Origin of the sequence: Luteibacter sp. 9135 (genome assembly GCF_000745005.1) — a bacterium.
Lineage (GTDB): Bacteria > Pseudomonadota > Gammaproteobacteria > Xanthomonadales > Rhodanobacteraceae > Luteibacter.
Genome location: NZ_JQNB01000001.1, coordinates 760,650 through 785,779 on the forward strand (window position 1 = coordinate 760,650; position 25,130 = coordinate 785,779).

At 67.6% G+C, this 25,130-nt stretch carries 20 protein-coding genes; 11 read left to right on the forward strand and 9 right to left on the reverse strand.

Annotated features, from left to right (window positions below):
• Nucleotides 1–19: 19 nt before the first annotated feature.
• The 3 genes from FA89_RS03405 to secB all read right to left on the reverse strand — a co-directional run bounded on the left by FA89_RS03405 (nt 20) and on the right by secB (nt 4,685).
• Nucleotides 20–3,031, reverse strand: a complete 3,012-nt coding sequence (locus FA89_RS03405) for a DEAD/DEAH box helicase (RefSeq protein WP_036138208.1) — start codon at nt 3,029–3,031, stop codon at nt 20–22.
• Between the two features lie 115 nt (nt 3,032–3,146).
• Nucleotides 3,147–4,190: an NAD(P)H-dependent glycerol-3-phosphate dehydrogenase gene (locus FA89_RS03410; RefSeq protein ID WP_036138209.1), complete on the reverse strand. Its 1,044-nt coding sequence runs from the start codon at nt 4,188–4,190 to the stop codon at nt 3,147–3,149.
• Nucleotides 4,191–4,193: 3 nt separating this feature from the next.
• Nucleotides 4,194–4,685 (reverse strand): protein-export chaperone SecB, encoded by a 492-nt coding sequence (secB, locus tag FA89_RS03415; protein WP_036138212.1) that lies wholly within the window; start codon nt 4,683–4,685, stop codon nt 4,194–4,196.
• Nucleotides 4,686–4,989: 304 nt separating this feature from the next.
• On the opposite strand from secB, the gene rpmB reads away from it, so the two are divergent.
• On the forward strand, nt 4,990–5,226 hold the full coding sequence (rpmB, locus tag FA89_RS03420) for a 50S ribosomal protein L28 (protein WP_036109731.1): 237 nt from the start codon (nt 4,990–4,992) through the stop codon (nt 5,224–5,226).
• 11 nt (nt 5,227–5,237) lie between these two features.
• Nucleotides 5,238–5,402, forward strand: coding sequence for a 50S ribosomal protein L33 (gene rpmG / locus FA89_RS03425; RefSeq protein WP_036109728.1), 165 nt, complete (start codon nt 5,238–5,240; stop codon nt 5,400–5,402).
• Nucleotides 5,403–5,625: 223 nt separating this feature from the next.
• Here the strand turns inward: rpmG and FA89_RS03430 are convergent, their stop codons facing one another.
• Complete coding sequence (locus FA89_RS03430; protein WP_036138213.1) at nt 5,626–6,819, reverse strand: DesA family fatty acid desaturase; 1,194 nt, start codon at nt 6,817–6,819, stop codon at nt 5,626–5,628.
• A 235-nt stretch (nt 6,820–7,054) separates the two neighbouring features.
• Between FA89_RS03430 and FA89_RS03435 the strand changes: the two genes are divergently transcribed.
• The 5 genes from FA89_RS03435 (at nt 7,055) to mutM (ending at nt 11,262) form a co-directional block, all read left to right on the forward strand.
• Nucleotides 7,055–7,786, forward strand: a complete 732-nt coding sequence (locus FA89_RS03435) for an ABC transporter ATP-binding protein (protein WP_036138220.1) — start codon at nt 7,055–7,057, stop codon at nt 7,784–7,786.
• Nucleotides 7,783–8,538, forward strand: a complete 756-nt coding sequence (locus FA89_RS03440) for an ABC transporter permease (protein ID WP_036138222.1) — start codon at nt 7,783–7,785, stop codon at nt 8,536–8,538. Before FA89_RS03435 ends, FA89_RS03440 begins: the two co-directional genes overlap by 4 nt.
• On the forward strand, nt 8,538–9,884 hold the full coding sequence (locus FA89_RS03445; RefSeq protein ID WP_036138224.1) for a GldG family protein: 1,347 nt from the start codon (nt 8,538–8,540) through the stop codon (nt 9,882–9,884). The genes FA89_RS03440 and FA89_RS03445 overlap by 1 nt, the downstream gene beginning before the upstream one ends.
• A gap of 1 nt (nt 9,885) precedes the next feature.
• Nucleotides 9,886–10,380 (forward strand): hypothetical protein, encoded by a 495-nt coding sequence (locus FA89_RS03450; RefSeq protein ID WP_036138226.1) that lies wholly within the window; start codon nt 9,886–9,888, stop codon nt 10,378–10,380.
• A gap of 69 nt (nt 10,381–10,449) precedes the next feature.
• A complete protein-coding gene (mutM, locus tag FA89_RS03455; protein WP_036138229.1) occupies nt 10,450–11,262 on the forward strand; it encodes a bifunctional DNA-formamidopyrimidine glycosylase/DNA-(apurinic or apyrimidinic site) lyase in 813 nt (270 codons plus the stop codon).
• Here mutM and FA89_RS03460 read toward each other — a convergent pair whose 3' ends face one another.
• Entirely contained in the window at nt 11,263–12,036 is a 774-nt protein-coding gene (locus FA89_RS03460) for a hypothetical protein (protein ID WP_185754215.1), read from the reverse strand.
• Nucleotides 12,033–12,686, reverse strand: a complete 654-nt coding sequence (locus FA89_RS03465) for a thymidine kinase (RefSeq protein WP_036138231.1) — start codon at nt 12,684–12,686, stop codon at nt 12,033–12,035. The genes FA89_RS03460 and FA89_RS03465 overlap by 4 nt, the downstream gene beginning before the upstream one ends.
• 156 nt (nt 12,687–12,842) lie before the next feature.
• Here FA89_RS03465 and FA89_RS03470 point away from each other — a divergent pair, with 156 nt between their 5' ends.
• Nucleotides 12,843–14,837 carry a UvrD-helicase domain-containing protein gene (locus tag FA89_RS03470; RefSeq protein WP_036138234.1) on the forward strand — a complete coding sequence of 665 codons (1,995 nt, stop codon included), beginning with the start codon at nt 12,843–12,845 and terminating at the stop codon, nt 14,835–14,837.
• A 4-nt stretch (nt 14,838–14,841) separates the two neighbouring features.
• Here the strand turns inward: FA89_RS03470 and FA89_RS03475 are convergent, their stop codons facing one another.
• Nucleotides 14,842–15,861 carry an AI-2E family transporter gene (locus FA89_RS03475; protein ID WP_036143587.1) on the reverse strand — a complete coding sequence of 340 codons (1,020 nt, stop codon included), beginning with the start codon at nt 15,859–15,861 and terminating at the stop codon, nt 14,842–14,844.
• 47 nt (nt 15,862–15,908) lie between these two features.
• Nucleotides 15,909–16,928, reverse strand: coding sequence for an AI-2E family transporter (locus FA89_RS03480; protein WP_036138236.1), 1,020 nt, complete (start codon nt 16,926–16,928; stop codon nt 15,909–15,911).
• Nucleotides 16,929–17,073: 145 nt separating this feature from the next.
• Here FA89_RS03480 and FA89_RS03485 point away from each other — a divergent pair, with 145 nt between their 5' ends.
• Nucleotides 17,074–17,997 carry a 5'-nucleotidase, lipoprotein e(P4) family gene (locus FA89_RS03485; RefSeq protein ID WP_036138238.1) on the forward strand — a complete coding sequence of 308 codons (924 nt, stop codon included), beginning with the start codon at nt 17,074–17,076 and terminating at the stop codon, nt 17,995–17,997.
• Nucleotides 17,998–18,111: 114 nt separating this feature from the next.
• Here FA89_RS03485 and FA89_RS03490 read toward each other — a convergent pair whose 3' ends face one another.
• Entirely contained in the window at nt 18,112–19,071 is a 960-nt protein-coding gene (locus tag FA89_RS03490; protein WP_036138240.1) for a hypothetical protein, read from the reverse strand.
• Nucleotides 19,072–19,213: 142 nt separating this feature from the next.
• On the opposite strand from FA89_RS03490, the gene plsB reads away from it, so the two are divergent.
• Nucleotides 19,214–21,814, forward strand: a complete 2,601-nt coding sequence (gene plsB, locus FA89_RS03495) for a glycerol-3-phosphate 1-O-acyltransferase PlsB (protein WP_036138243.1) — start codon at nt 19,214–19,216, stop codon at nt 21,812–21,814.
• Nucleotides 21,815–21,955: 141 nt separating this feature from the next.
• On the forward strand, nt 21,956–25,111 hold the full coding sequence (locus FA89_RS03500) for a dermonecrotic toxin domain-containing protein (protein ID WP_036138246.1): 3,156 nt from the start codon (nt 21,956–21,958) through the stop codon (nt 25,109–25,111).
• The last annotated feature ends 19 nt before the right edge of the window (nt 25,112–25,130 follow it).

Consider the following 25,130-nt stretch of genomic DNA (forward strand, 5'->3'; position numbering starts at 1 on the left):
GCCGAAGCAGTCTTTCCGATCAGAGGGGAGGCGCCAGCAGGGCGTCGAGGTCGCTCTCGTCGAAACTCAGCCGCTCCCGGCTGCCGCCGCCTTCGAGGACGGCATCGGCCAGGTCAGCCTTGCGCGCCTTCAGTTCCTCGATGCGCTCCTCGACCGTGCCCGCGGTGATCAGGCGATAGACGAACACCGGTTTGTCCTGACCGATGCGGTGCGCGCGATCGCTGGCCTGCGCTTCGGCGGCGGGGTTCCACCAGGGGTCGTAATGGATGACGGTGTCCGCGCTGGTGAGGTTCAGGCCCACGCCGCCCGCCTTCAACGAAAGCAGGAACAACGGGACGTCACCTTCCTGGAAGCGCTGCACCGGCTCGGCACGATCGCGCGTTTCGCCGGTAAGCGTAACGTAGCTGATACGACGCCGATCGAGCTCGGCCGCGATGAGCTTCAGCATCTCGGTGAACTGACTGAACAACAGCACCCGACGGCCCTCGGCCAGCAACGCGGGCAACATGTCCATCAGCAGTTCGAACTTGGCCGAGTCGCGCACGCCGCGCGCGGCCTCGAGCTTCACCAGGCGCGGATCGCAGCAGACCTGACGCAGTTTCAGCAAGGCGTCGAGCACCACGATGCCGCTGTGCGCAATGCCACGCTGCGCGATCACCTCGCGCAGTTCCTCCGCCAGTGACAGGCGCAGGCTTTCATAAAGGTCGCGCTGGCGCGACTCCATCACCACACGGCGCGTGATCTCGGTCTTGGCAGGCAGTTCGGAGGCCACCTGTGCCTTCGTGCGACGAAGGATGAAAGGTGCGATGCGCCGGTTAAGGCGGTCCTGGCATTCGATGTCCTGGTGCTTCTCGATCGGCGCGCGATAGTGCCGACGGAACGCGCCTTCGTCACCGAGCAGGCCGGGGACGGCGAGGTCCACCTGCGACCACAGTTCGCCGAGGTGATTCTCCAACGGCGTACCGGTGAGACAGAGGCAGCGCGGCACGTTCATCGCGAGCAGCGCCCGGCGTGCCTGCGTGCGGGGGTTCTTCACCTGTTGCGCTTCGTCCAGCACCACCAGCGAGAACGCCTGTTTCTTCAGCGTTTCCACATCGCGTGGCAGCAGCGCATACGTGGTCAGGATGACATCGCGCTCGCCGATATGGGCGAAGGTTTCGGCACGCTGCGGGCCGTGCAGCGCAAGCACGCGCAGGCCAGGAGCGAAGCGAGCCAGCTCGGACGACCAGTTGGGTACAAGGCTGGTCGGCACCACGACCAGTGCCGGCGACTCGAGGTTGCCGCTTTCCTTCAGGGCCAGCAGGTGGGTGATGAGCTGCAGCGTCTTGCCAAGCCCCATGTCGTCGGCGAGCACGCCGCCCGTGCCGGCCTCGGCCAGCGCGTTCATCCAGCGCAGGCCGTCACGCTGATAACCGCGCAACTCGGCACGCAGGCCTTCCGGCACGGCATCGCTGGCACGCTCCGCCGCCTCGCGCAGGCGCTTGGTAAAACCACGCAGGCGCTCGGGCGCCTCGAACGAACCGCCGCTGGGCAGGGCCTGTACCAGTTCTTCCAGGCGACCGGCCTGCACGCGGGGCAGGTGCAATTGCTGACGCGGTTTTTCGAGATATTCCGCCAGCGGCGCCAGCAGACCGCGCAGTTCCTTCAGGCGTACCGGCACGCGGCGACGCTCGTCCACCGGGGCATACCAGACGGAATCCTCCGCCTCGCCCGGGGTGGGGCTCAGGCTGAGCTGATGCTCCGCCAGTGCATGGGCCACGGCGGGCAGCAGGTTGACCCGCTTGCCCTCCACCTCGATGCCGATTTCCAGATCGAAGGCGCGGTCGGCGTCATCCTCGTGAGCCTTGCCGTACCAATGCACCGGACCTTCCAGCACCTCGAAGGGAAAGCTGCGGTCGTATTCCAGCACGAAGCCGTCGGCTTCGAGTCGGGGACGCAATGCGAGCCAGCGCGCGGGCGTGTTCACTTCCAGCGCACCGGCATAGCCCTTGCCGGGAAACAGCCAGGCATCGTCGGGCAGCGTGTCGGCCATGTCCCAGGGCAGGCCCTCGGTATCGACGGCCGGATTGAGGCCCGCACCTTCCAGGGTTTCCATGGAAGCCAGTTCTTCCGCCCGGCGCCGCGCGATCTCCAGCAAGGCACCGTTACGCACGCGGCGCACCAGTGGCTCGCCGCCCCGGCCCGGAAGCCGCTCGCCGGCGTAGTCGAAGGCGAGCCGGCCATACGCCAGCGGCGGGGTGCCGGCGGCAAGACGGGCGTGCCGCGTCAGCGCGTGCAGTACCAGCACGGGCCGTGGCGACACCTCGGCACGGCGCATGTCGCCGAACACCTGCGGTGCGGGAAGGCGCGATCCCATGCGCGTACCCGCCACACCGGTCATGAAAGCGGCCGTGCTTTCGGGCGGCAGGGGCGGCAGGTCCAGCCAGGTGTCCTCGTCGGGCGAGCCCTCCAGCGGGCCCACTTCCGCGTGCTCGGCATCGAGGAACCACAGCGAGCCGACGCGGAACAGCCGCTGGCTGGCGGGAAGTGCCGGCTGCAGTTTCTGGCTGCCGTCCTTCTCCAGGTTCCAGCGCCAGCTGAGTGCGTGCGGCTGGCCGCGCGACAGCTTGAGTCCCGCCACGCCGCCGAAAAAGCATGGCGCGCCATCAAGCACCTCGGATAACAGCTGGTCGCCCAGTGCGCCGGCGAAGCGCGCGTAGCTGCGGCTCTTGCGAAGGGTTTGCGGCAGGCCGAGCACTGTCGAGGCCAGGCGTTTTTCGGCCACGGTGAGCGCGGCATCGGGAAGATGGCGGCTGTCCAACGGGGTGGGCCGCGCATAGCGCCCTTCCTCGCCGAGCGTCAGCAGCACGGGCGCGACATCAAGGCGGGCGGCCGGTTCGTGGTCGTCGTTGACGCCCTCGAGGAAGAAGCCGAGAACGATACGACCGGCCGATGGCTCGGGGGCCGCCGGCTCGACGAGCGCGCGCTGCCATGCCACGGGTAACCCGTCGGCCATGGCATGACGCCTGCGCTTGTCGTCCGGTTGATGCATCCGTATGCGAGCCTTTTGGCGCGACCAAAACAGGAAGCTTAGCAAAGGCGGCACGGCGTGCCCGTAGGACTTTTTACCCCGCGGACCGTCCCGGTTCAGCCAGCCGGGAGATGCCTCACGCGACCGGTGCGCGGTGCGGGAAGAGGTCGACCGGGTATTCGGCCTTCTGCTCACGGCCCATCAGGGTGCGCAGCCCCTGCTCGGGCGTGACCTCGCCATGGAGCACGGAGCGCACGGCCGCGGAGATCGGCAGGTCCAGCCCATGGAACCCCGCGAGGCGGGCGACCTCGTCGGCCGTTACTACACTTTCCACGACCTGGCCGATCTGGCGTATCGCCTCGGCCAGCGGGATACCCCGGCCCAGCGCGAGACCGAGACGGCGGTTGCGCGACAGATCACCTGTGCAGGTCAACACCAGGTCGCCCAGGCCGGCCAGACCCATCAGGGTTTCGGCCCGTGCGCCCAGGGCCACGCCGAGGCGAAGCATTTCGTTCATGCCGCGGGTGATCAGGCCCGCGCGAGCGTTGAGCCCCAGTTCCATGCCGTCGGCGACGCCCGTGGCCACGGCCAGCACGTTTTTCATCGCGCCACCGAGTTCCGCGCCCAGGATGTCGTTACCGGTGTAAGCCCGGAAATTGGGCGCATGCAGCAGCACGGCCAGTTCCTTGCCGAAAGCGTCATCCGTGGCATGCACGGTCACGGCGCTGGGCAGGCCAGCGGTGACCTCGCGCGCGAAGGACGGCCCCGTGACCACGGCGGCAGGTCGACCGGGCAGTTTCTCGCCGACCAGCTCGTGCAGGAAACGACCGGTGCCGGTTTCGAAGCCCTTGGTGGCCCACGAGATGCGCACGCCCGGCTCCAGCATCGGCACGATCTGGTCGAGCAGCGCGGCGAATGCGTGGCTGGGCACCACCAGCAGCACGATGTCCGCCCCGCGCAGGACGCTGGTCAGGTCGGCGTCGTAGGTGAGTTCCGGCGGCAGATCCAGGTCGGGCAGGTAACGCACGTTGCGCCGCGAGGCGGCCATCGTCGCCAGCACATCGGCATCGCGCCCCCACAACCGGGTGGGGACGTCGTTGCGTGCCAGCAGCGCGGCTAACGCCGTGCCCCAGGAACCGGCGCCGAGGACGGCGACGGTGGGTCGGGAAGCGGCGTTCATCGCTCAGCTGTTGAGCGGATGGGCACCGGCGCCTTCGACCTGCTGGCGCTGCTGTTCGGCGTACAGGGCGTCGAAGTTGATCGGCTGGAGGAGGAACGGCGGGAAGCCACCTTCCTGGATCATGGCCGAGACCATCTGGCGCGCGTAAGGGAACAGCAGGTTCGGGCAATAGGAGCCCAGGATGCCGTCACGGTCTTCCGCGGTGAAGCCACCGATACCGAAGATGCCGGCCTGGTGGACTTCGGCCAGATAGGCGGTGCGCTCGCCCAGGTTGCAGGTGAGCGTGAGGCTGAGCACCACTTCGAACAGGTCGTTACCCAGGTCGACGGCCTTGTGGCCGAGGTTGAGCTGCACCTGCGGCTGCGTTTCCGTCTCGCCCATTTCCTGGAACACCTGCGGCGCGTTGGGCGCTTCGAAGGAGGCATCCTTGACGTAGATCTTTTGCAGCATGAGCTGCGGCTGGCCGGCCTGGCCGTTGACGGTGATGTCTGCCATTGCTTGAATCCTCGAAGGCGTCGTATGGGCGGGATACGTGCCGCTGGCACGAAAGCCGGGATTGTTTCACACAACCCGGCGCGCCGCACAGTCCGGCTTGCGTGGCGGGGTGGGATTCTGAGAGAATGCCCGGCTTCCCTATGCCGACCCGATACGTCGGGCACGTCCGTCATGTGATGCGGGCCTTGTCGAACGGGATGCTCCACCCCCTCCAGCCATCACATGGCGTCCCGCAACCCGGGCCGTGGCTGGGCCGTCGCCACCCTGGCCAAAGGGCGGTCCAACGAATCTAAAGGAGGTCATCATGGCCCGTAGATGCCAAGTCACCAACAAGGGCGTGCAGAGCGGCAACAACGTCTCGCACGCAAACAACAAGACCCGCCGCCGCTGGCTGCCGAACCTGCACGAGCGCCGCTTCTGGGTCGCGAGCGAGAACCGTTGGGTGAAGCTTCGCGTTTCCAACCACGCGCTGCGCACCATCGACAAGAACGGCATCGAAGCCGTGCTGGCCGACCTCCGTTCCCGCGGCGAAAAGATCTAAGGAGATCAACCATGGCAAGCAAGCGCGATAAGCACCGCCTGATTTCCACCGCGGGCACCGGTCACTTCTACACGACCACGAAGAACAAGAAGAACACCCCCGAAAAGATGGTGTTCATGAAGTACGATCCTGTCGTCCGCAAGCATGTGGAATACAAGGAAGGCAAGATTAAATAAGCGCCTGGCGCTTTTCGATCTTCCTGAAAAACCCGCCGCGAGGCGGGTTTTTTTTGGCTCGTCGTTCCTGGCCGGGAACGAGTCGCGGTCAGTGAAGAAAAAAGGGTTCTTCACGAATGACCCGGGCCCGTCCCGACGCCTCCTCCCCGCTAACGCGCGAAGAACCGTAAAAAAGGCCCGCCAGTGATGGCGAGCCTTTCCAATAACCGCTGACCGTTTGCGCTTACGCGCCCACCGCCGAATAGCCCTTGAGGCGCTGGGCAAACTGCTGCAGCGAGCGGATGCCGCTTTCCTCGGCCTCGGCGATCCACTGCTGCAACGACTTCAGGGCCTTGTCGCCACCGCGCTCTTCCATCAACGCCACCAGCCGGGCGCGGAACTCGCAGACCGTAGTCAGCGCGGGGCGGTTGGCCAGCGCCGCCTGCATGCGCTCGCGCGCATCGTGGTCGAGCCAGCGCCCACCATCGGCCAGTGCCCGACGCACGCGACGCGGCACGGCCTTCAGGCTGTCGCCGGCCTGGGTCATTTCCTCGCGCATGGTCGGCAGGATGACGTTGCGGTAGTAGTCGGTGGTGGCCTGGAAGCGCAGCGCCAGCACGCCCTTGAGCGTCTCCGAATCCGGCAGGTGCACATTCGGACGGATGTTCAGGGTGGGTGCCACGCGCAGCACCTTGGCGAGGCGGAAGAAACGCAGGCTGCAGATCACCGCCCAGCCGATGTCGAACTCCCACTTGCGCAGGGCGAACTTGGCCGAACTGGGGAACGCGTGGTGGTTGTTGTGCAGTTCTTCACCGCCGATCCAGAAGCCCCACGGCGATATGTTGGTCGCAGTGTCGGAGCTTTCGAAGTTGCGGTAACCCCACCAGTGGCCGATGCCGTTGACGAAACCGGCAGCCCAGAACGGAATCCAGGCCATCTGCACGGCCCAGATGGCCATGCCGATCACGCCGAACAGCGCCACGTCGATGAAGGCCATCAGGACCGGGCCCCAGTAGGGGTGCGCGCCGAACAGCTTGCGCTCGAACCAGTCATCCGGCGTGCCGCGACCGTACTTCTCCATGTCGGCCTTGTTGTAGCTGGCCTCGCGATAGAGCGATACGCCGTCGAGGAACACCTTTTTGATGCCGAAGACCTGCGGGCTGTGCGGATCTTCCTCGGTCTCGACCTTGGCGTGGTGCTTGCGATGAATGGCGACCCATTCCTTCACCACCATGCCCGTGGTGAGCCAGCCCCAGAAGCGGAAGAAGCCGTTGAGGGTCCAATGGAAATCCACGCCGCGGTGCGTAGCGCTGCGGTGGTAATACAGCGTCACCGTGAAGATGGTGAGCTGGGTGACCACGAGGACATAGATGACTATCTCGCCCCAGCTGGCGCGAGTGAGGCCGTTGGCCAGGAAATCGAGCAGGGTGTCGAACATCAGGTCGGTACCGCGCGGGGAGTGAAGGTGTCGTACAGGTGCCAGTCTAGCGAGCCAATCCCATACCCACCAGCCTGGAAAATGGCCAGATGTGAAGCCGGCTGTTGTGATTTCCAGACCCCATTCCGCACAATCGCGGGATGACAGATCCCTTACACGTTCAGCATGGTCGATCCGTGGCGGCATTTTGTGCGCACGATGCCCGCCGTTGCGCGTCATTCGTGCTCACGGCGCCATGACTGCGCCCCCTTTGCTGAACGTGTCGCGGGTGTCGCGTCGCCGTGCGGGGAGACAAGCGGTCGAGGACGTGTCGTTCAGCCTGAACCGGGGCGAAGTCCTGGGCCTGCTGGGCGTGAACGGAGCAGGCAAGTCGACCACCCTCGCCATGCTCGCGGGCGCCCTCCGGCCGGAAGGTGGCCGGATCGACATCGACGGCAAGGACTTCATCGCGCAGCCCTCCTTGGCCCGGAAAAAGCTCGGCTGGCTACCCGAGAGTGCACCGCTGTGGCCCGAGTTGTCCGTAGACGAACACCTGCTGGCGTTTTCGCGCCTTCGCGGCGCCGCACGCAAGGACGCGAGAACGGCCACCGACGCCATCATCGCCCGGCTCCAGCTGGGCGACCTCCGCCGGCGTCTTGCCGGCGTGCTGTCACAGGGCCAGCGACAGCGCCTCGGGTTGGCCTGTGCCCTGGTCCACCAGCCCGCGCTCGTGATCCTGGACGAACCGGCCAACGCGCTTGACCCGGTCCAGGTCGCCGAACTGCGTGGACTGATCCGGGAACGCGCCGCGGCGGGCGCCGCGGTGATCCTGTCCACCCACGTGCTGGGCGAAGTGGTGGCCGTCTGTGATCGGGTGGCGATCCTCCACGAGGGGCGGCTCCGGCACGACGCTCCCCTGCATGACGCCGACGGCCGTGGCGATGTCGAAGCCGTGTTTTTCGGTATCGCCACGGGAGGCCACGCGTGACCGTCGCCGCTGTCGCTCGCCTGGAATGGCGCCGCCTCCTCGTTCGCCCGCTGGCCTGGGCGCTTGCCGCACTCACCATCGCCTGGCTGACCTGGACATTCGTGCTCGGCCTGGGCCAGTTCCTCGGCGCCCAGGTGAAGCTGGCCGGCAGCGCCGACGCGCCGGGATTCACCGATCTGGTCGCCATCCCGCTGCTGGCGGAACTGGCCAAACTCGCCTTCCTCGTGGTGCCGCTGATGACCATGACGCAGCTGGCCGGCGAGCGCCGTGCCGGCACCCTGGCACTATTGGCATCGACCGGCCTGTCGCCGACACGCATCGTGCTGGGCAAGTACATCGCGGTGCTGGGCTGGCTCGCCCTGTGGCTGGCGGCCACGGTGGCCATGCCTCTCTGCGTGGGCGCCGCCTCCACCGCAGACTGGGGCAAGCTCGCCGCGGCCACGCTGGGCACGGGCCTGTTCCTCGCGACGCTGGCGGCCATCGGCCTTGCCTGCTCGGCCGCCACGGCGTTCCCGGCGATCGCGGCGGCCATGTCACTCATCGTCACGCTGGCGCTCTGGACCATCGACCGCGGCGCGCAGGCGGCCGGCGTAAGCGGGGGCTTCCTCGAATGGCTGGCCATGGCGACCCACCTGCAGCACCTGATCCGCGGGCTGGTGATGTCGTCCGACCTGGCCTGGTTCGCGCTGGCGATCGCCCTGTCGCTGACACTCGCCATCCGCCGCCTCGGCGCCGACCGGGAGCGCCAGTGATGCGCCGCCTCGATCGCTGGCTGGTGCTGCTGGGCCTGCTGGTGGCGACCGGCTGCCTCGGTTTCCTCAGCTCGCGTCATGTGTGGACGGCGGACTGGACACGCGGTGGCCGCGCCAGCCTGGCACCGGAAAGCGTGGCCGTGCTGGACGCGCTCCACGGCCCGGTCGAGGTGATCGGTTACCTCTCGCCGACCGGCCCGCTGCGCGAGCAGATCGCCGCCGTGCTCGAGCGTTACACGCGCCAGAAGAAAGACCTGCACCTGTCCTTCGTCGATCCCGACCTCGATCCGGCGGCATCACGCCAGCTGGGCATCGCCGGCGACGGCGCCTTGCTGGTGCGCTACCAGGGCCGCGAGCAACGCGTGGAAAGCCCGATCAACGAGCGCAACCTGTCCAACGCGCTGGAACGCCTGGCGCGCGGGGGCGAGCGGGTGGTCGCCTTCGTCACCGGCGATGGCGAGCGACAGGCCGATGGCCACGCCAATGCGGATCTCGGCACCTTCATGGGCCAGATCGAACGCCGCGGCATCCGTGCCGTGCCACTCAACTTCAGCCAGACACGCGGCGTTCCCGAGCACACCGACCTGGTCGTGCTCGCCAGCCCCGGCGCGCCCTTGCCGGCGGCGAGCGTCGCCGCGCTGGTGGACTACCTGCGCGACGGCGGCAACCTCTTGTGGCTGACCGAGCCGGGCAACGACGACCTGGGCACCGGTCCGCTCGCCGACGCGCTCGGCGTGCGGGTGCTGCCCGGCGTGCTGGTGGATGGCCAGGGCAGCACCCTGAATGTCGCCGACCCCCGCCTGGTCGTCGTGGGGGACTACCCCTTCCACGCCATCACCCGGGGATTCCACGAAAGTGCCCTGTTTCCGCAGGTGTCGGCGCTGGCGCAGGTGTCCGATCACGACTGGGCCGTGGTGCCGTTCCTGCGCTCGGGCGAGCGCAGCTGGACCGCCTTCGGCGGCATCGACAACGCGCATGCCTCCACCGTGGCGTTCCATCCCGAGGCCGGTGAACTGAAGGGGCCGCTGGATTTCGGCTTCGCGCTCAACCGCCTGTCGCCGCGCCCCGATCGCAACGAACAGCGCGCGGTCGTGATCGGCGATGGCGACTTCCTTTCCAACACGTACATCGGCAACGGCGGCAACCGGGCCCTTGGAGAGCGCGTGCTCGACTGGCTGCTAGGCGACGACGTGCTGGTGAACCTGCCGGCGCGCGGCGCGCCCGACCGCATCATCGCGTTGTCGCAGGACGGGCTCAATGCGCTCACCTTCGGCTTCCTCGTCGCCCTGCCCCTCCTGCTGCTGGGCACCGGCGTGGGCATCGCGTGGCGACGCCGGAGGCGCTGACATGCGAAGCCGGCTGATCGGACTGCTGGTGCTGACGTTGCTGGTCGGTGCCGTGGCGTGGCAATGGCACGTGGACGAAAGCGATGCCCGCGCGCATACGCTGACGCCGCTCGACCCGGAAGCGATCACGCGTATCGAGGTCGCGTTCAAGGGCAGCACCCCGCAGCGCTTCGAGCGGCGCGACGGGCGCTGGATCGCCGAGGGCAACGGTAGCGTGGTCGACCAGGGCCGGCTGGATGACCTGGCCGCGCTCGCGGCCACACCGGTGTCCGACTGGAAACCGTCCGCGGCGTTCGACCCGGCGAAGATCGGCCTGGCGCCGCCGATCGCCGTGCTGGCGCTCGACGATGTGCGCATCGACTTCGGCGACTTGGCCGCGCTCGGCAGGCAACGCTACGCGAGGGTGGGGAATCGCATCGCCTTCGTGCCCGCGCAGGCGCTACCGCGGGCCGAGCGAACCGCCGCCCTGCCGACGCGCGCCGGCGCGCCGCCCTGAACCCCCTGCCCTGATTCCCAGGGCTCCGTGGTAGTTGCCAGCCGCCGCGACAGGCCCCATCTTCCGCGCATGCCCGAACTGCCCGAAGTCGAAACCACCCGCCGCGGGATCGCGCCGCACCTGGAAGGACGCCGCGTCACCGGCGTGGTGCTTCGTCGGCCGGACCTGCGCTGGCCCATTCCGCCGGAGATCACTTCGCACTTGCCCGGGCAGGTGATCGAGGCGGTGGAGCGTCGCGCCAAGTACCTGCTGCTGCGAACGCAGGCGGGCACGGCCCTGCTCCACCTGGGCATGTCCGGTATGTTGCGCGTGCTGCCGCGGGACACGCCGCCGGGCAAGCACGACCACGTGGACATCGTGCTGGAAACCGACCAGGCGCTGCGCCTGACCGACCCGCGCCGGTTCGGCGCACTGCTGTGGCAGATGCCGGGGGAAACCCATGCCCTGCTGGATGGCATCGGGCCGGAGCCGCTGACCGACGCCTTCGACGGTGACGTGCTGTGGCGCCTGGCACAGGGACGCAGCGCGGCGGTCAAGACCTTCATCATGGACAACGCCATCGTGGTCGGCGTGGGCAACATCTACGCCAGCGAGGCGCTGTTTGCCGCGGGGATCGATCCCCGCCGCGCGGCGGGCAAGGTGTCGCGGCAGCGCTATGCCCGGCTCGCCGCCGAGATCAAGCGCATCCTGGCGTACGCGATTTCCCGGGGCGGCACCACGCTGCGCGATTTCCTCGCGCCCGACGGGGCACCCGGGTATTTCTTCCAGGAGCTTTTCGTCTACGGCCGGGGCGGCGAGCCGTGCAAGCAGTGTGGCTCGCCGATCCGGGTCGTCACGCTCGGGCAGCGTGCTTCTTGCTACTGCCCGTCCTGCCAGGCCTGATCAATCCGGCCAGCGCATCGCCGCGTGCGAGTTGTTGAACAGCGGGTCGGTCTCGTCGCCTGAAAGGGCCACGGTCAGTCCACCCGCTACGCCGTCCACCTCGACCGTCTGCCCTTCCTCGAAATGCGCCCCGAGGGCGCCCAGGTCGACGAAGCGCTCCGCCAGCGCACCCGCGCGGTCGATCTCGCGGTCGGGCACGTTGGTCAGGCTGATGTCCGGACGCCCGAACTTGCGCATGCCACGCGTGCGGATCCAGGAGCGGCCCTTGGCCTCTTCCGGGCTGCACAGGATCAGCACGTGGTGGCGCGTGGGTGCGCCACCCTTGATCAGGTAGTGCTCACGCCAGCTCGCAGCATCGAACAGGCTGAGGATCTGCGGATCGACCACCGCCTTGCCGCCGATGTCCGTCAGGGCCGCCACGACGCCGAGCGTGTCACGCAGGTAATCCAGGGCCTCGCGGTCGGCAAAGCGCCCACGGATGGCCACGACATGCGGCGCGGCCTTGGCTGCCGCGAAAGCCTCCGGGCTATCCTCGCGCAGCAGTTCGCCCAGCGCGCCCGCCAGGGGATAGCCTTCCCACTTGGACAGCACGGCGTTCTGGAAGCGTTGCAGCTCCACACCGTCGGGCAGGCCCGGGCTACCGTAGCGTGCCGCGGGGATGGCCAGGTCTTCCGGAAAGGCGCCGAAGACGAAAAAGAGCAGCACGGCCTCTTCATCGCTGGGCTGCCAGTGGGGACGCGGCCATGAGGGGGCGGCAGTAATCGTTTCGGTCACGCGGGCTGTCCTTCGTCGGAATCGGTTTCGCCGAGCGGCAGCACGGATTGCTGCAACTCGATACGGCCATCGCCCGCGGTGACGCTCTTGAACTCCGCGCGGCTGACCGAGACATAGCGGTCGTTGCCGCCGATCTCAACCTGCGGGCCCTGGGTCACCGCCCGGCCATGCTCATCCACACGAACCACCATCGTGGCCTTCCTGCCCGAATGGCAGATCGTCTTGATCTCTTCCAGGTTGTCCGCCCAGGCCAGCAGGTAGCGGCTGCCCTCGAACAGTTCGCCGCGGAAATCGGTGCGCAGGCCGTAGGCCAGCACCGGAATCCCCAGCCGGTCCACCACGTCGGACAGCTGCCAGACCTGGGCCTTGCTCATGAACTGCGCCTCGTCCACCAGCACGCAGTGCAGCGGACCGCGGCGGGCGATATCCCGCTCCACGATGGCCAGGATGTCCTCGTCACCGGCGAAGCGCAGCGCGCGGGCCTGCAGGCCGATGCGCGACGCCACCACGCCTTCGCCGTAGCGGTTGTCCAGCGCCGGGGTGAGGATCAGCGTGCGCATGCCGCGCTCGTGGTAGTTGTGCGCGCTCTGCAGCAGCGTGGTGGTCTTGCCGGCATTCATTGCCGAATAGTAGAAATACAGCTTGGCCATGCCGGTCGTTCCGATGCGTGACCGCACATGGTACCGCCTGGCGTCGTCGCCGGCAGTCTCGCCGTCGCTGAGAGTACGGTCGCGTTCCCTTCCCCCGGGCCGGCACCTGATACCATCTCCGGTCTCGTCCGCCTGTCCTTTCCGGCCCGAATCCCGATGCTCAATCCGCAACAACACGCGGCCGTCGAGTACTGCGACGGTCCCCTCCTCGTGCTGGCCGGTGCCGGCTCGGGCAAGACGCGCGTCATCACCGAAAAGATCTCGCACCTGATCTCGCGCCGCCATCTGGCCGCCGAGAAGATCGCCGCGATCACCTTCACCAACAAGGCGGCGAAGGAAATGCGCGAGCGCGTCGGCAAGCTCATTTCCGAGCAGTCGGCCAAGGCGCTCACGGTCTGCACTTTCCACGCGCTCGGCCTGAAGTTCCTGCAGATCGAGCACGACCGCGCGCAGCTGCGTCGCGGGTTCTCCGTGCTGGACGCCGACGACAGCGCCAACATGATCAAGGAACTCTCGCCCAAGGGCGTGAAGCCGGAAGTGATCCAGGGCATCCGCAATCTGGTGGGCAAGGCCAAGAACGGCGGCCTGTCCCCGGAGGAAGCCATGGCCTCGGCGCGCAGCCCGCGCGAGATAGAAGCGGCCACCATCTACGACCTATACCAGCAGCGCCTCGCCGCGTTCAACGCGGTGGACTTCGACGACCTGATCCGGCTGCCGCTGCGCATCCTGGAAACCGACGACGATGCGCGTGCCGTCTGGCAGGAGCGCCTGCGCTACCTGCTGGTCGACGAATACCAGGACACCAACGACGCGCAGTACCGCCTGCTCAAGGCCATCGCCGGTCCCAAGGCGCGCTTCACCTGCGTGGGCGACGACGACCAGAGCATCTACGCCTGGCGCGGCGCGAACCCCGAGAACATCGACCAGCTCGGGCGCGACTTCACCAACCTGCGCGTGATCAAGCTGGAGCAGAACTACCGCTGCGCCAAGCGCATCCTGCGTGCGGCCAACCATCTGATCGCCAACAACCCGCACGTGCACGAGAAGCGCCTGTGGAGCGATCATGCCGAAGGCCCGCCCATCCGCGTGCTGGAATGCAAGGACAACGACCACGAAGCAGAACGCATCGCTTCCATCGCGGCCAGCCTGCACGAGAAGTACAAGGAAAAAGGCATTCGCTGGGATGACTTCTGCATCCTGTACCGGGGCAACTTCCAGGCACGTGTGATCGAGAAGGCGCTGCGTCTCGCCCGCGTGCCGTATCACCTCAGCGGCGCCCTTTCGTTCCTCGATCGCGCGGAAGTGAAGGACATCCTCTGCTACCTGCGGCTGCTGACCAACCCGACCGACGATGCCGCCTTCCTGCGCGTGGTCAACGTACCCAAGCGCGAGATCGGCGCCACGTCACTGGAAAAACTCGGGCAGATGGCGCAGTCCCGCAACGCATCCTTGCTGGATGCCGCACGCAGCGACAGCGCACTGAAAACCATCGCGCCGCGCGCCGCCTCGGCGCTGGCCGGTTTCGCGCGATTGATGGACGAACTGCGCAGCCATGCCGTGCATGAGAGCGCCGCCGACCTGGTCAACACCGTGATCGAGAAAACCGGTTACGGCGCGCAGATCGCGGCGTCCACCACCGACGAGGTGCTGCGCGAGCGCCGCCTGGGCAACCTGCGCGAACTGGTCGACTGGTTCCGCGCCATGGGCCGCGACGGCGGCCGCACCGGCGACATCGCCGCCCAGCTCGCCCTGCTCAGTCACGCCGACCGCGACGATCCCGGCAACGCACTGCGCATGATGACCCTGCACTCGGCGAAGGGGCTGGAGTTCCGTTTCGTCTTCATCGTCGGCTGCGAAGACGGCACGCTGCCACACGAAGGTGCCATCGACGAAGGCCGCCTCGACGAGGAGCGCCGCCTGATGTACGTCGGCATCACGCGCGCCAAGGAGATGCTGACCCTGTCCTTCTCCGCCCGCTCGCGCAAGTACGGCGAGGTGCTTTCGAACGACCCCAGCCGCTTCCTCGAGGAACTGCCGCAGGACGACCTGCATTGGGACGGCAAGGACCCGGACGCCGACGCCGAGGTGAAGAAGGAAGCCGCCGACACCCACATTGCCCGCATCCGCGCGATGCTGGCGGGCGGTGGCTGATGCCTCAGATAAGCCCTTCCGATTCCAGCTCGCTCTTCAGGTACGCGTAGTAGATCGGCGCCGCCACCAGTCCGGCGATGCCGAACGCCGCCTCGAACACCAGCATCGCGATCAGCAGTTCCCACGTGCGCGCACGGATCTGCCCGCCGACGATCTTCGCGTTGAGGAAGTATTCCAGCTTGTGCACCACGACCAGGAATACCAGCGCCGCCACGCCGACCCACAACGCGACGGACAACCCCGCCACCACGATCAGCACGTTGGAAATGAGGTTGCCCGCCACCGGCAGCAGGCCCACCACGAAGGTCACGATCACCAGCGTCTTCGCCAGTGGCACGTGCACGCCCAAGAGCGGAAGCGCCACCAGCAGGAACAGCGCCGCCAGCGTCGTGTTGATCGCCGATATCTTCAGTTGGGCGAAGATGATGTTGTGAAACGCGTCGGCGAGGCGCATCGAGCGGGTCGACAGCTCGAATGCGAGCGGCTTGGCCGGCCGACCGCCCGCCCCGTGCGACACGGCGACGATGGCACCCAGCACCAGGCCGATCAGGATATGCGCCGTCACCCGGGCAGCCGTGGTGCCGACCAGCTTCAGGTCGCCCGCGTGCTCGTGGGCCCAGCCCATGCCCTGGGTTCGGAAGTCGTTGAGGCTGTCGGGCAGGCGCGAGGTCAGCCACGCAGGCAGTTGCTCGTGCGCCTTGTCCAGCAGCGGCACCAGCTTTGCATCCCACAGTTGCTGTGGATCGCCGACGTCGCGGCGATAGAAGCTCAGGGCCGCAAAGACCAGCAGCACGATGGCGCCCACCACGATTACCGTGACCACGCCCACCGCGATGAGGCGGGCCCGTTCACCCGGGATGACGCGCCGGATCAGCGGGGTCAGCGCCTCGACCACCTCGTAGACCAGCAGCCCCGCCAGCAGCGCGGAGACGAGGTGCAACATCAGCACACCCCACAGCGCCAGCGCCGCGAGGATATAGGTGGCCACGCGGATGGCGCGGGAAGATCCGGGCGTGCTGATCATGTCGGGTTCCTTGAATGGCGGCGATTCCAGCATCACGACGATGAACGTCAGATCAAACGCGCGGCCTCGAGTTCAGACTTGAGGTAGGCGTAGAAAATCGGCGCCGCGACCACTCCCGGCAGCCCGAACGCCGCCTCGAACATCAGCATGGCCACCAGCAGCTCCCAGGCGCGGGCCCGGATCTGCACGCCGACGATGCGCGCGTTGAGGAAGTATTCCAGCTTGTGGATCACGACCAGGAACACCAGCGCGCCCAGGCCCACGTAAAGCGAGACGGACAACCCGACGATGGTGATGGCCGTGTTGGACATAAGATTGCCGATCACGGGCAGCAGCCCCACGAGGAACGTCACGACGATCAGCGTCTTGGTCAGCGGCAGGTGCACGCCGAACAGGGGCAGGATGCCTAGCAGGTAGATCGCCGTGAACACGGTATTGACCATCGAGATCTTGATCTGGGCGAAGACGATGTTGTGGAACGCGTCGGCGAGCCGCGCGCTACGCAGTGACATCTCGGCGGCGAACGGCCCCACCTGATGGCTGGGCCGCGTGCGGCTGAGGGCGACGATGGCGCCGAGGATCAGGCCGATGAGGATATGCACCAGCACGCGCGCAGCCTCCTTGCCTGCCAGTTGCAGCGCCACCGCGTGCGAGCGGGCCCAGTCCATCGCCGTGTAACGGAGCGCCTCGACGCTGTCGGGCAGGCGATCGACGATGGCGGGGGGCAGCTGCTGCCGCGCACGCTCCACCAGCGGCATAAGGCGGTCCTGCCACAACTCCTGCGGATTGCCGATCTCGTTGCGGAAGTAGCTGATGCCGCCCAGGATCAGCAAGGTCAGCAGACCGACCACCACGATCCCGATCACCGCCACGGCCAGCACGCGTGCGCGGTCGTTCGGCAGGCGGCGCCCCATCAGGGGCGCCGTGGAGACCACCATCTCATAGACGAGCAGGCCAGCGAGCAGGGCCGGAAGCAGGCGCAGCCACAGGATCAGCAGCAAGCCGCTACCCGCGGCGACATAGCTGGCGATGCGCACGGCGCGGGTCCGTGAGGGCGAAGCGTCCATGGACGATCTCGTCGTGGGTAAGGCCGCAGTCTGTCAGTACGTGGGGCGGCAGCGCCAGAGGCATGCCCCCGTCGTCAGGCTGTCGTAAACTGCGCGCAGAATCGCCGCCCCTCGGGTGCCGATACCCGATCGACAAGGGGTTTCCATGATGAAGTTCGCTCCGGTCGCCCTTGCGGCCGTCCTCGCCCTGACCACGGGCGGTTGCGCCCATGCGCCGCGGGCTGCCGCCCCGGCGACTCCAGCAGGGGCCCCTACTGCCGCGGCAACGCTCCCGGCACCTGCCTCGGGCGCCGGTGCCGACGACAACCTCAACGCGGTGGCCTGGTCGCAGCGCGCCGACGAGCACGACCTGATCTACCTGCAGACCTTCCGCGAGGCGCAGGAGAAAATCCTCAAGGCGAAGCAAGACCCCACGTGGGACGCGTTACCGAAGGACGACCGCGCCGCGCACCCCTCGCTGAAGGGCCTCAAGCCGGCCGTGATCCTCGATATCGACGAGACCGTGCTCGACAACTCGCCTTACCAGGCGCGGCTGGTGCGTTCCGGCGGCGAATACAACGAGGCGGAGTGGGCGGCCTGGTGCAAGGAAGCGGCAGCCCGGCCGCTGCCCGGTGCCCTGGCCTTCACCCGCTTTGCCGCGGACCACGGCATCGCCGTGTTCTACATTTCCAACCGGGCCCGTGACCTCGACGAAGCCACGCTGGCCAACCTGCGCAGCGCCGGTTTCCCCGTCGCCGGCAAGGAATCCTTCCTCGGCCTGGGCACGGTCGTCGACGGTTGCGAGCAGGCAGGCAGCGAGAAGAGCTGCCGGCGGCAGCGGATCGGCGCCCACCACCGGGTGCTGATGCAGTTCGGCGACCAGCTGGGCGATTTCACCAGCATCCCCGGAAACACGCGCGAGGGCCGCAGTCGTGCCATGGCGCCTTACACGGCGTGGATCGGCGAACGCTGGTTCGTCCTGCCCAACCCCACGTACGGTTCGTGGGAGCCGGCGCTGTTCGACAATGATTTCGAGCTGTCGCGGCCGGAACGGCGCCAGAAGAAACTGGACGCACTACGCATCAATTAAATCAATAGCTTAGATGACTCTAGATGATGTATTGCTTTAACAATGTCATCCAACTATCATCCCCGTCGCCGAAACCCGTGGCGCTTCAAAGCAAGGCGGGCAAGGCCATTTCCCTTACCGGCTTCGGGCTGGATAACCCCGTGAGACGATGAGTCTCCGGGGTTTTTTCTTGTACGCTCCCCGTCCCCGCCGTGCCGAGACGTCGAAGCCCCCATGCGCCGCTCCCTCCTGCTGGTACCGGTCCTCCTGGCCCTGCTCGTGTCCGTCGCCGCCTGCGACAAGAAAAAGGCGGAAACGCCGGGCACGCCGGGCGGCGGTTCGCCGGAGGACGCCACACGCGCTTCGCTGGAGCTGATCCGCGACGGCAAGTTCGACATGTTCTGGCGCCATGCCCTGCCCCCGGCCGATTTCGCCAATCTGCGCGCGGACTGGCCGCGCCGCAACGAGGCCGAGGCACCGATGGACCCGGCCGATCGCGCCAAGTTCGAGGCGGGCGTGAAACGCCTGACCGAGCCGGATGCCGAGAAGAAACTGTTCGCCGACCTGCGGCCCACGCTGCTGCGCTTCGATCGCGACTACAAGGACCAGATGCCGCTGATCGCGGGTGTTGGCCAATCGATGGCGCTCACCGCGATCGACCAGGCCAAGGACCTTACCGTGCCGCAGAAACGGCAGCTGCGCGAGGCGGTGAACATCGTCGCCCCCTGGACGCAGACCGTCGCCTGGGGCGACCAGGGGCACGCCCGGGAGGCGATCGGCATCCTCGTGGATACCGCACGCAAGGCGGGCCTCTCCACCCCCGACGCCCTGCACACGATGAACTTCGAGCAATCCATGGCCACGTGGTCCACGGGGTGGCTCGGCTTCAAGCGCCTGCTGGCGGTCTACGGCCTGTCCGTGGACAAGAGCTTCGACTCGGTGAGCATCGATACGCTGGAAAACAACGGCGGTTCGGCGCACGTGAAAATCACCTATACCCTTCTCGACAAGCCGATCCAGACCGACGCAACCCTGGTGCTGCTCGACGGCCGCTGGTACGACAGCGACCTGCTTCAACGCGTTCGCGACGACCATGCACGCCTTGCCCAGCCCGCCCCGGCCACGAGCGCGCCCGCGCCGGCGGCCACCGCCGCCACGCCCGGCAAGCCCCCGGCGCACCCGTCGCAGCCGCCCGGGCGCGCTGAGGCCGTACAATCGCCGCATGTCCGAAATCCCGATGAGTGCGGTTCCGCACGTCCATGTCGCCCGTTCACCCTGGTGGTTCAAGCTGCTGGGGCGTGTCCTCGAACCCTGGGTCCGGATCAAGCGCGATCCGGCCGAGCCGACCACCCTGCTCAGGAGCGGCGCGGCGGTCTGCTATGCCATCGAGCGCGACGGCACGTCGGATGCCCTGATCCTCGAGCGCGCCTGCCGCGAGGCCGGCTTGCCCAGCCCGATGCAGCTGCTCGAGCTGCCTGGCCGTCGGCGCCGGTCCGTGTTCTCACTGAGCCGCCGGCACGGCTGGCTGTTCGGGCGCACGGACGCCAGGGGCCCGAAGGAACCGCTCGGCCAGCTGATCCGCGCGATCGAGGACGATCCCACGCGCGACATCCAGGTGGTGCCGGTGTCGATCTACGTCGGCCGCGCACCGGCCCGCGAAAGCGGCTGGTTCAGCGTGTTGTTCGCGGAAAACTGGCTGGTGGTGGGCCGCTTCCGCCGGATGCTGGCGCTGTTGCTCAACGGTCGCGATACCGTGGTCCATTTCTCCACGCCGGTCTCGTTGCGCGATGTCATGGGCGAATCGCACAGCCTCACGCCCGAGCGGCTGACCCGCAAGATCGCCCGCGTGCTGCGCACCCACTTCCGTCGCGTTCGCGCCGCGGTGATCGGACCCGACCTTTCCCATCGCCGCACCGTGGTCGATGCCGTGCTCACCACCGAGCCGGTCCGCGACGCCATCGCCGCCACCGCCAGCAAGGAAAACATCACGCTGGCCAAGGCGCAGCGTCGCGCGCGCGATTTCGCGCTGGAGATCTCGGCGGATTACTCGCATCCCGTGGTGCGCTCGTCCTCGTTCCTGCTGTCCAACTTCTGGAACAAGCTGTACGACGGCATCGCGATGCACCATTTCGACAAGGCGCGTGCCGCGGCTCCCGGCCACGAAGTGATCTACGTGCCCTGCCACCGCAGCCACACCGATTACCTGCTGCTGTCCTACCAGCTGCATCACTCGGGCGTGGTGCCGCCGCACATCGCCGCCGGCGTCAACCTCAACCTGCCGGTGGTGGGTCCGATCCTGCGCCGCGGCGGTGCGTTCTTCCTGCGCCGCAGTTTCAAGGGCAACGCGCTTTACTCCGTGGTGTTCAACGAATACCTCGCGCAGCTGGTGGACCGCGGCGTGCCGCTGGAATATTTCATCGAGGGCGGCCGCTCGCGCACGGGGCGCCTGCTCGCGCCACGCGCCGGCATGCTGGTGATGACGCTGCGCGCGTTCCTGCGTGCGCCGCGCCGCCCCGTGCTGTTCCAGCCGGTGTACATCGGCTACGAGAAACTGATGGAAGGCAAGTCCTACATCGGCGAACTGTCGGGCAAGCCGAAGGAGAAGGAATCCCTGCTCGGCCTGATCCGCGGCCTGAAGGTGCTGCGCCAGCGCTACGGCCACGTGACGCTGAACTTCGGCGAGCCGATCGCACTCACGCCGATGCTCGATGCCGTCGCCCCCGACTGGCGCGCGACCACCGCGGACGCCGATACCCGACCGGACTGGATGAACAGCGTGGTCGACGATCTTGCCGACCGCATCCAGATCAACATCAACCGCGCCGCAGACGTCAACCCGATCAACCTGCTGGCGCTTGTGGTGCTGGCCACGCCGAAGCACGCGATGGCGGAAAACGACCTGTTGGCCCAGCTCGAACTGACGAAGTCGATGTTCGTCGAACTGCCTTACTCGGATCGGGTCACCATCACGCCGATGAACCCGCAAAGCATCGTCGCCTATGGCGAGCAGATGGGCTGGATTCGTCGGGTGCGCCATCCGCTGGGCGACGTGCTCGTCACGGACGGCGAACAGGCGGTGTTGCTGTCCTACTTCCGCAACAACGTGCTGCACCTCAACGCGGCGGCGGCGTGGGTGGCGGCGTGCTTCCTCAACAACCGCCGCATGTCGCGCTCGTCCGTCATCCGGCTGGGCCGGGTCATCTACCCGTTCATCCAGGGCGAACTGTTCCTGCCCTGGGACCAGGACGGCTTTGCGGCACAGTTGCAGGACACCATCGAGTTCTTCGTCCGCCGGGGCCTGCTCGAGTCCAGCGCCGATGGTCGCGTGCTCGAGCGCGGACCGGGCCAGGACGACGGCGCGTACCAGCTCCGCGTCATCGCACGAAGCATGCTGCAGGCCTTCGAGCGGTATTACATCGCCATCGCCGCGCTGGTGAAGAACGGCCCGCACACCATGAGTTCCGGCGAGCTGGAAACCGCGTGCACGCTCACGGCCCAGCGACTGGGCCTGCTCAACGAGCTGTCGGCACCGGAGTTCTTCGACAAGGCGCTGTTCCGCGGCTTCATCCAGAAACTGCGCGAGGTGAAGATCGTCTGGACGGACAAGGCGGGCAAGCTGGATTTCAGCGACGCCCTGGAGGACATGGTGCGCGATGCACGCGTCATCCTCGCGCGCGAGGTGCGTCACTCGATTCTGAAGATCACCCCCGGCGGCGACAACGATCGCGACCTGGACGCGCGGCCGCCCGCCGATCCTGGTGAAACCACCGCCGAGTCGCTGCATGAGCGCCATGTGGCCAACGAGGAAATACGTCATCGGGAGCATCCGGGCGTGTAAGGCCGGGCGGTGACGACGTCGACGCGCCGCCCACGCCGCTGCCTTGGATCACCCGACACGGCACGCGCCTGGCCGGGGACAGACACGCGCGGGCCACGCACCTAACCTTTGCGACGGACTTTCCCAAGCAAAGGATGCAGCATGGATATGACTCCACCGCAGGCACCGCCTGCCATCGTCAGCAGTACGCAACAGGAGGCCATCGACGGGCTTCGGCGACTGCTGGACGTGCAGGCATGGCTGGCCGAGCAGCAAGCCGCGCTCCCCGCCCTGCCGGCCACACCCCACGCCGAAGATCGCACGGCGTACCTTGCCGGATTGGATGCGTGGTGGCGCCAGCCGGTCGATGGTGCGCCCGGCACGCCCTCCGTGGCGCGTATCGACGCCCTGGCGGCACGACTTGCCGCCACCATGCGCGACGAAGCCATCGTGCGACGCATCGACGGCACCCTGGACGAGGCAGCCGCTTCGCTGGCCACCGGTTTCGCTCGCTCCTACGGCGGCGCGTTGCCGCCGGGTACCGACGTACGCAGCCTGCGCATCGGCGAAGCCGATTACGCCGGCGCGGTGATCGTCACCCGCGAAACGCCAGGATCGCCCACGCTGCTCTTTACGCCGGACCATGGCTGGGAGACTTTCGAAACGCTCGATGCGTTGCACGCGCGCACGGAGGTTCGCCTGCGCCAGGTCATGGCCCTCCACCAGACGCTGCCGGGCGTGCGCGCGGACGAGGCACAGCAGGTCGTCACCGCGGTACGCTTCGTCGATTCCGCGCCCCTGCACGGCGATGTATTCCAGTCCCTCGCGCACCGCATGGGCGAGCTGCACCGTCAGAAGGTGGCGGACGCATGGCCGGAAGCGGGCGCGGCAGATGCGTCGCCATTCGCCGACGACATCGCGGCCGCCGACGACCTGCACGACCTGATCGACGTGTTCGGCCTGATCAGCGCGCGCGAAATGCGCCTCGCGGTAGCGGCAAGCGAGGCACGCCTGGCGCGCGTGCCCGCCGAGGTGGCGCAGGGCTGGCGCCGCGCCGTAGCGGAATATCGGATGGCCGGCATGCTGGCCGTCGGTTCCGCACAGCGGCATCCCTCGCACATTCCGCTCGACCTTCCACAGTGGAGCCGGCGCGAACTCGTCGCTGCGCTGTCGCGGCAACGGATCGACGTCGATCCGGCCGACATCGCGATCGAGACCACCGGCACGGAAGCATTGACCCTGCCGGGCTCAACCTCATCGACCGGCACGACACGCATGAGCCTCGCCGAATTCGCGCTGCGCAACACCGGCGTCATCGATGCGCGATCGTTGCGCGTGATCAGCGCGAAAGGCACGCCGCCACCCTTGCAGGCACTGCGTGACATCGTTCGCGAAATCAACCTCGCGCCCCGCTTCGCCACGTACCTGCGCGAAAAGCTGCGCGATCCCGACGGCCGCCCTTATCGCACGAGCACCATGCGCCTGCAGCAGGCGCGCATGCGCCTGGAAGCCGCCGACGCACGCATGGCTTCTTACCTCACCGACGAACCCGCTGTTTTCCTCGACGACAACGACGACCGGGGATACCGCATGGTCGAAGCGGTGCTCGACAGCCCGGCTGCCGCCACCCGGCGCACCGTGGGCGGCCACCGCGTCAGCGTGCAACAACTGGTCTATCAGGGCGAGGTGGTCAGCGACGTGCTGGTCATCGGCGTGCAGGATCCGCGCAGCTCGTCGCGCGTGGTGCTCTACACGCCCGGGGCGCCGGATGGCCTGTCGTTCCGCGAGTTCGCCGACCGGGCGACGGCCGCACGACACTTTTTGTATGCACCCGCGTTCGAGGAATACCTGCTGCGGCGGCTTCCCGCCGAATTCGGCGAGACACGTCCCAACGGCAGCGGACGGCGCTTTCGCGTGTCCGCATCGACGGCGCGTGCGCACTGGGTGCTGAGCGCCCCCAGCGATGGCCGTGGCACGCTCACGGAGGGCCCCTTTGAGGAACGGGTCGTGGATGGCGACGTCCGCACGGCCCTGTTCGATGCGGAGATCGTGCGACAGTCCCGCGACGTGGCCTGGGCCGGGCGAAGCACGGCCCAGGCCGATGCCGATTCGATCAAGGGAATTCTCCGGGTAGCCTTGTCGGGAAGTCGCGGCCCAACGGCACCGATCATGGAGACCATCAGTGCCGTCGGCCAGGCGTTGCAGGCCACGTGGCGTTTCTACGATAACGTCAAGGCCGGTAATGGCAGCCAGGCCTTCGTGGATTTCACCGAGGCGTACACCGCGTCCCTGAGCCTGGCGGGTTGGCATGGTGCACTTTCCGCTGGCCGCCGGTCCGTGCTGACCTTGCCGCAAGGTCGCGGCGGGAAGCGCGCGCCGTCATCGCTGCGTCTTCCCGACCGCCATCCGTCGCTTGACACCCGGTATGCCGTCGACGGCGTCGATCTCAGCGGGACGCGACCGGATGCAAACGGCATTCACTGGCTGGATGGGCGTCGCTACCTCCGTCAGCAAGGCCGTGTTTTCGAGATACGCCAGGACGCCGCGGTGGATGCCTGGCGGCTGAAGCGGCCCAACGCCGTGGACGTGACCTTCCCCGGCCCCCTCATCGAACCCGGACCTTCGGGCCCGTGGCGGGTCCGGACGGATATCGGCCTGCGTGGCGGCTGGGTGGAACCGGGGGCCATGCCGCAGCCCAACACGCGCGGCATCATGGGGCAGGAGTTGCAGGGACTTTCCGAGTTCCAGCGCTGGACGTTCCAGCACGCGTTCCGACGCCGCCTGCACAATGTGGGTGAGGCCAACCTGCTCTACTGGGAAGCCACCTCCCAACCGACGCCGCGCTTCGTGACGCTGCGTCAGCGAACGGCCTGGAACGACGCCCTGCGCGAAGCACGCAGCACGCCGGTCGAGCCGCTGCCTCCGGGCGCCGCGCCGCCGCCCGGCGCGACGTGGCGTGTCCTGTCACCGGAGGAATGGCCCGCTTCGGTATGGCACGCGCATCACCCGGGCGATGCGCTGCTCGGCATGGGGCGGGATGGCTCGCTGGTCGTGCCGCTGCAATCGGTACCCCGATCGGGCCTGCGGGGGCTGCCGGCAAGAGGTGATGCACCCTTGCCCGCGGATGGCCACGACTGGCTGCACATCCGCCTGGATCGATACCGCGCGCGGCTCGGGGCCGGCGATCGTCCGGGGATCCGCGTCATCGAGGACCGGCACGGTGGCGTCACCACCTATGTGCTCCAGCCCGATGCCGGTTTCCCGCTCAGTTTCCTCGGGCTGGAGGCCGGCGATTTCACGGCCCTGAATCTCCCCTAGCCCCTCGCACCCTGCCGAT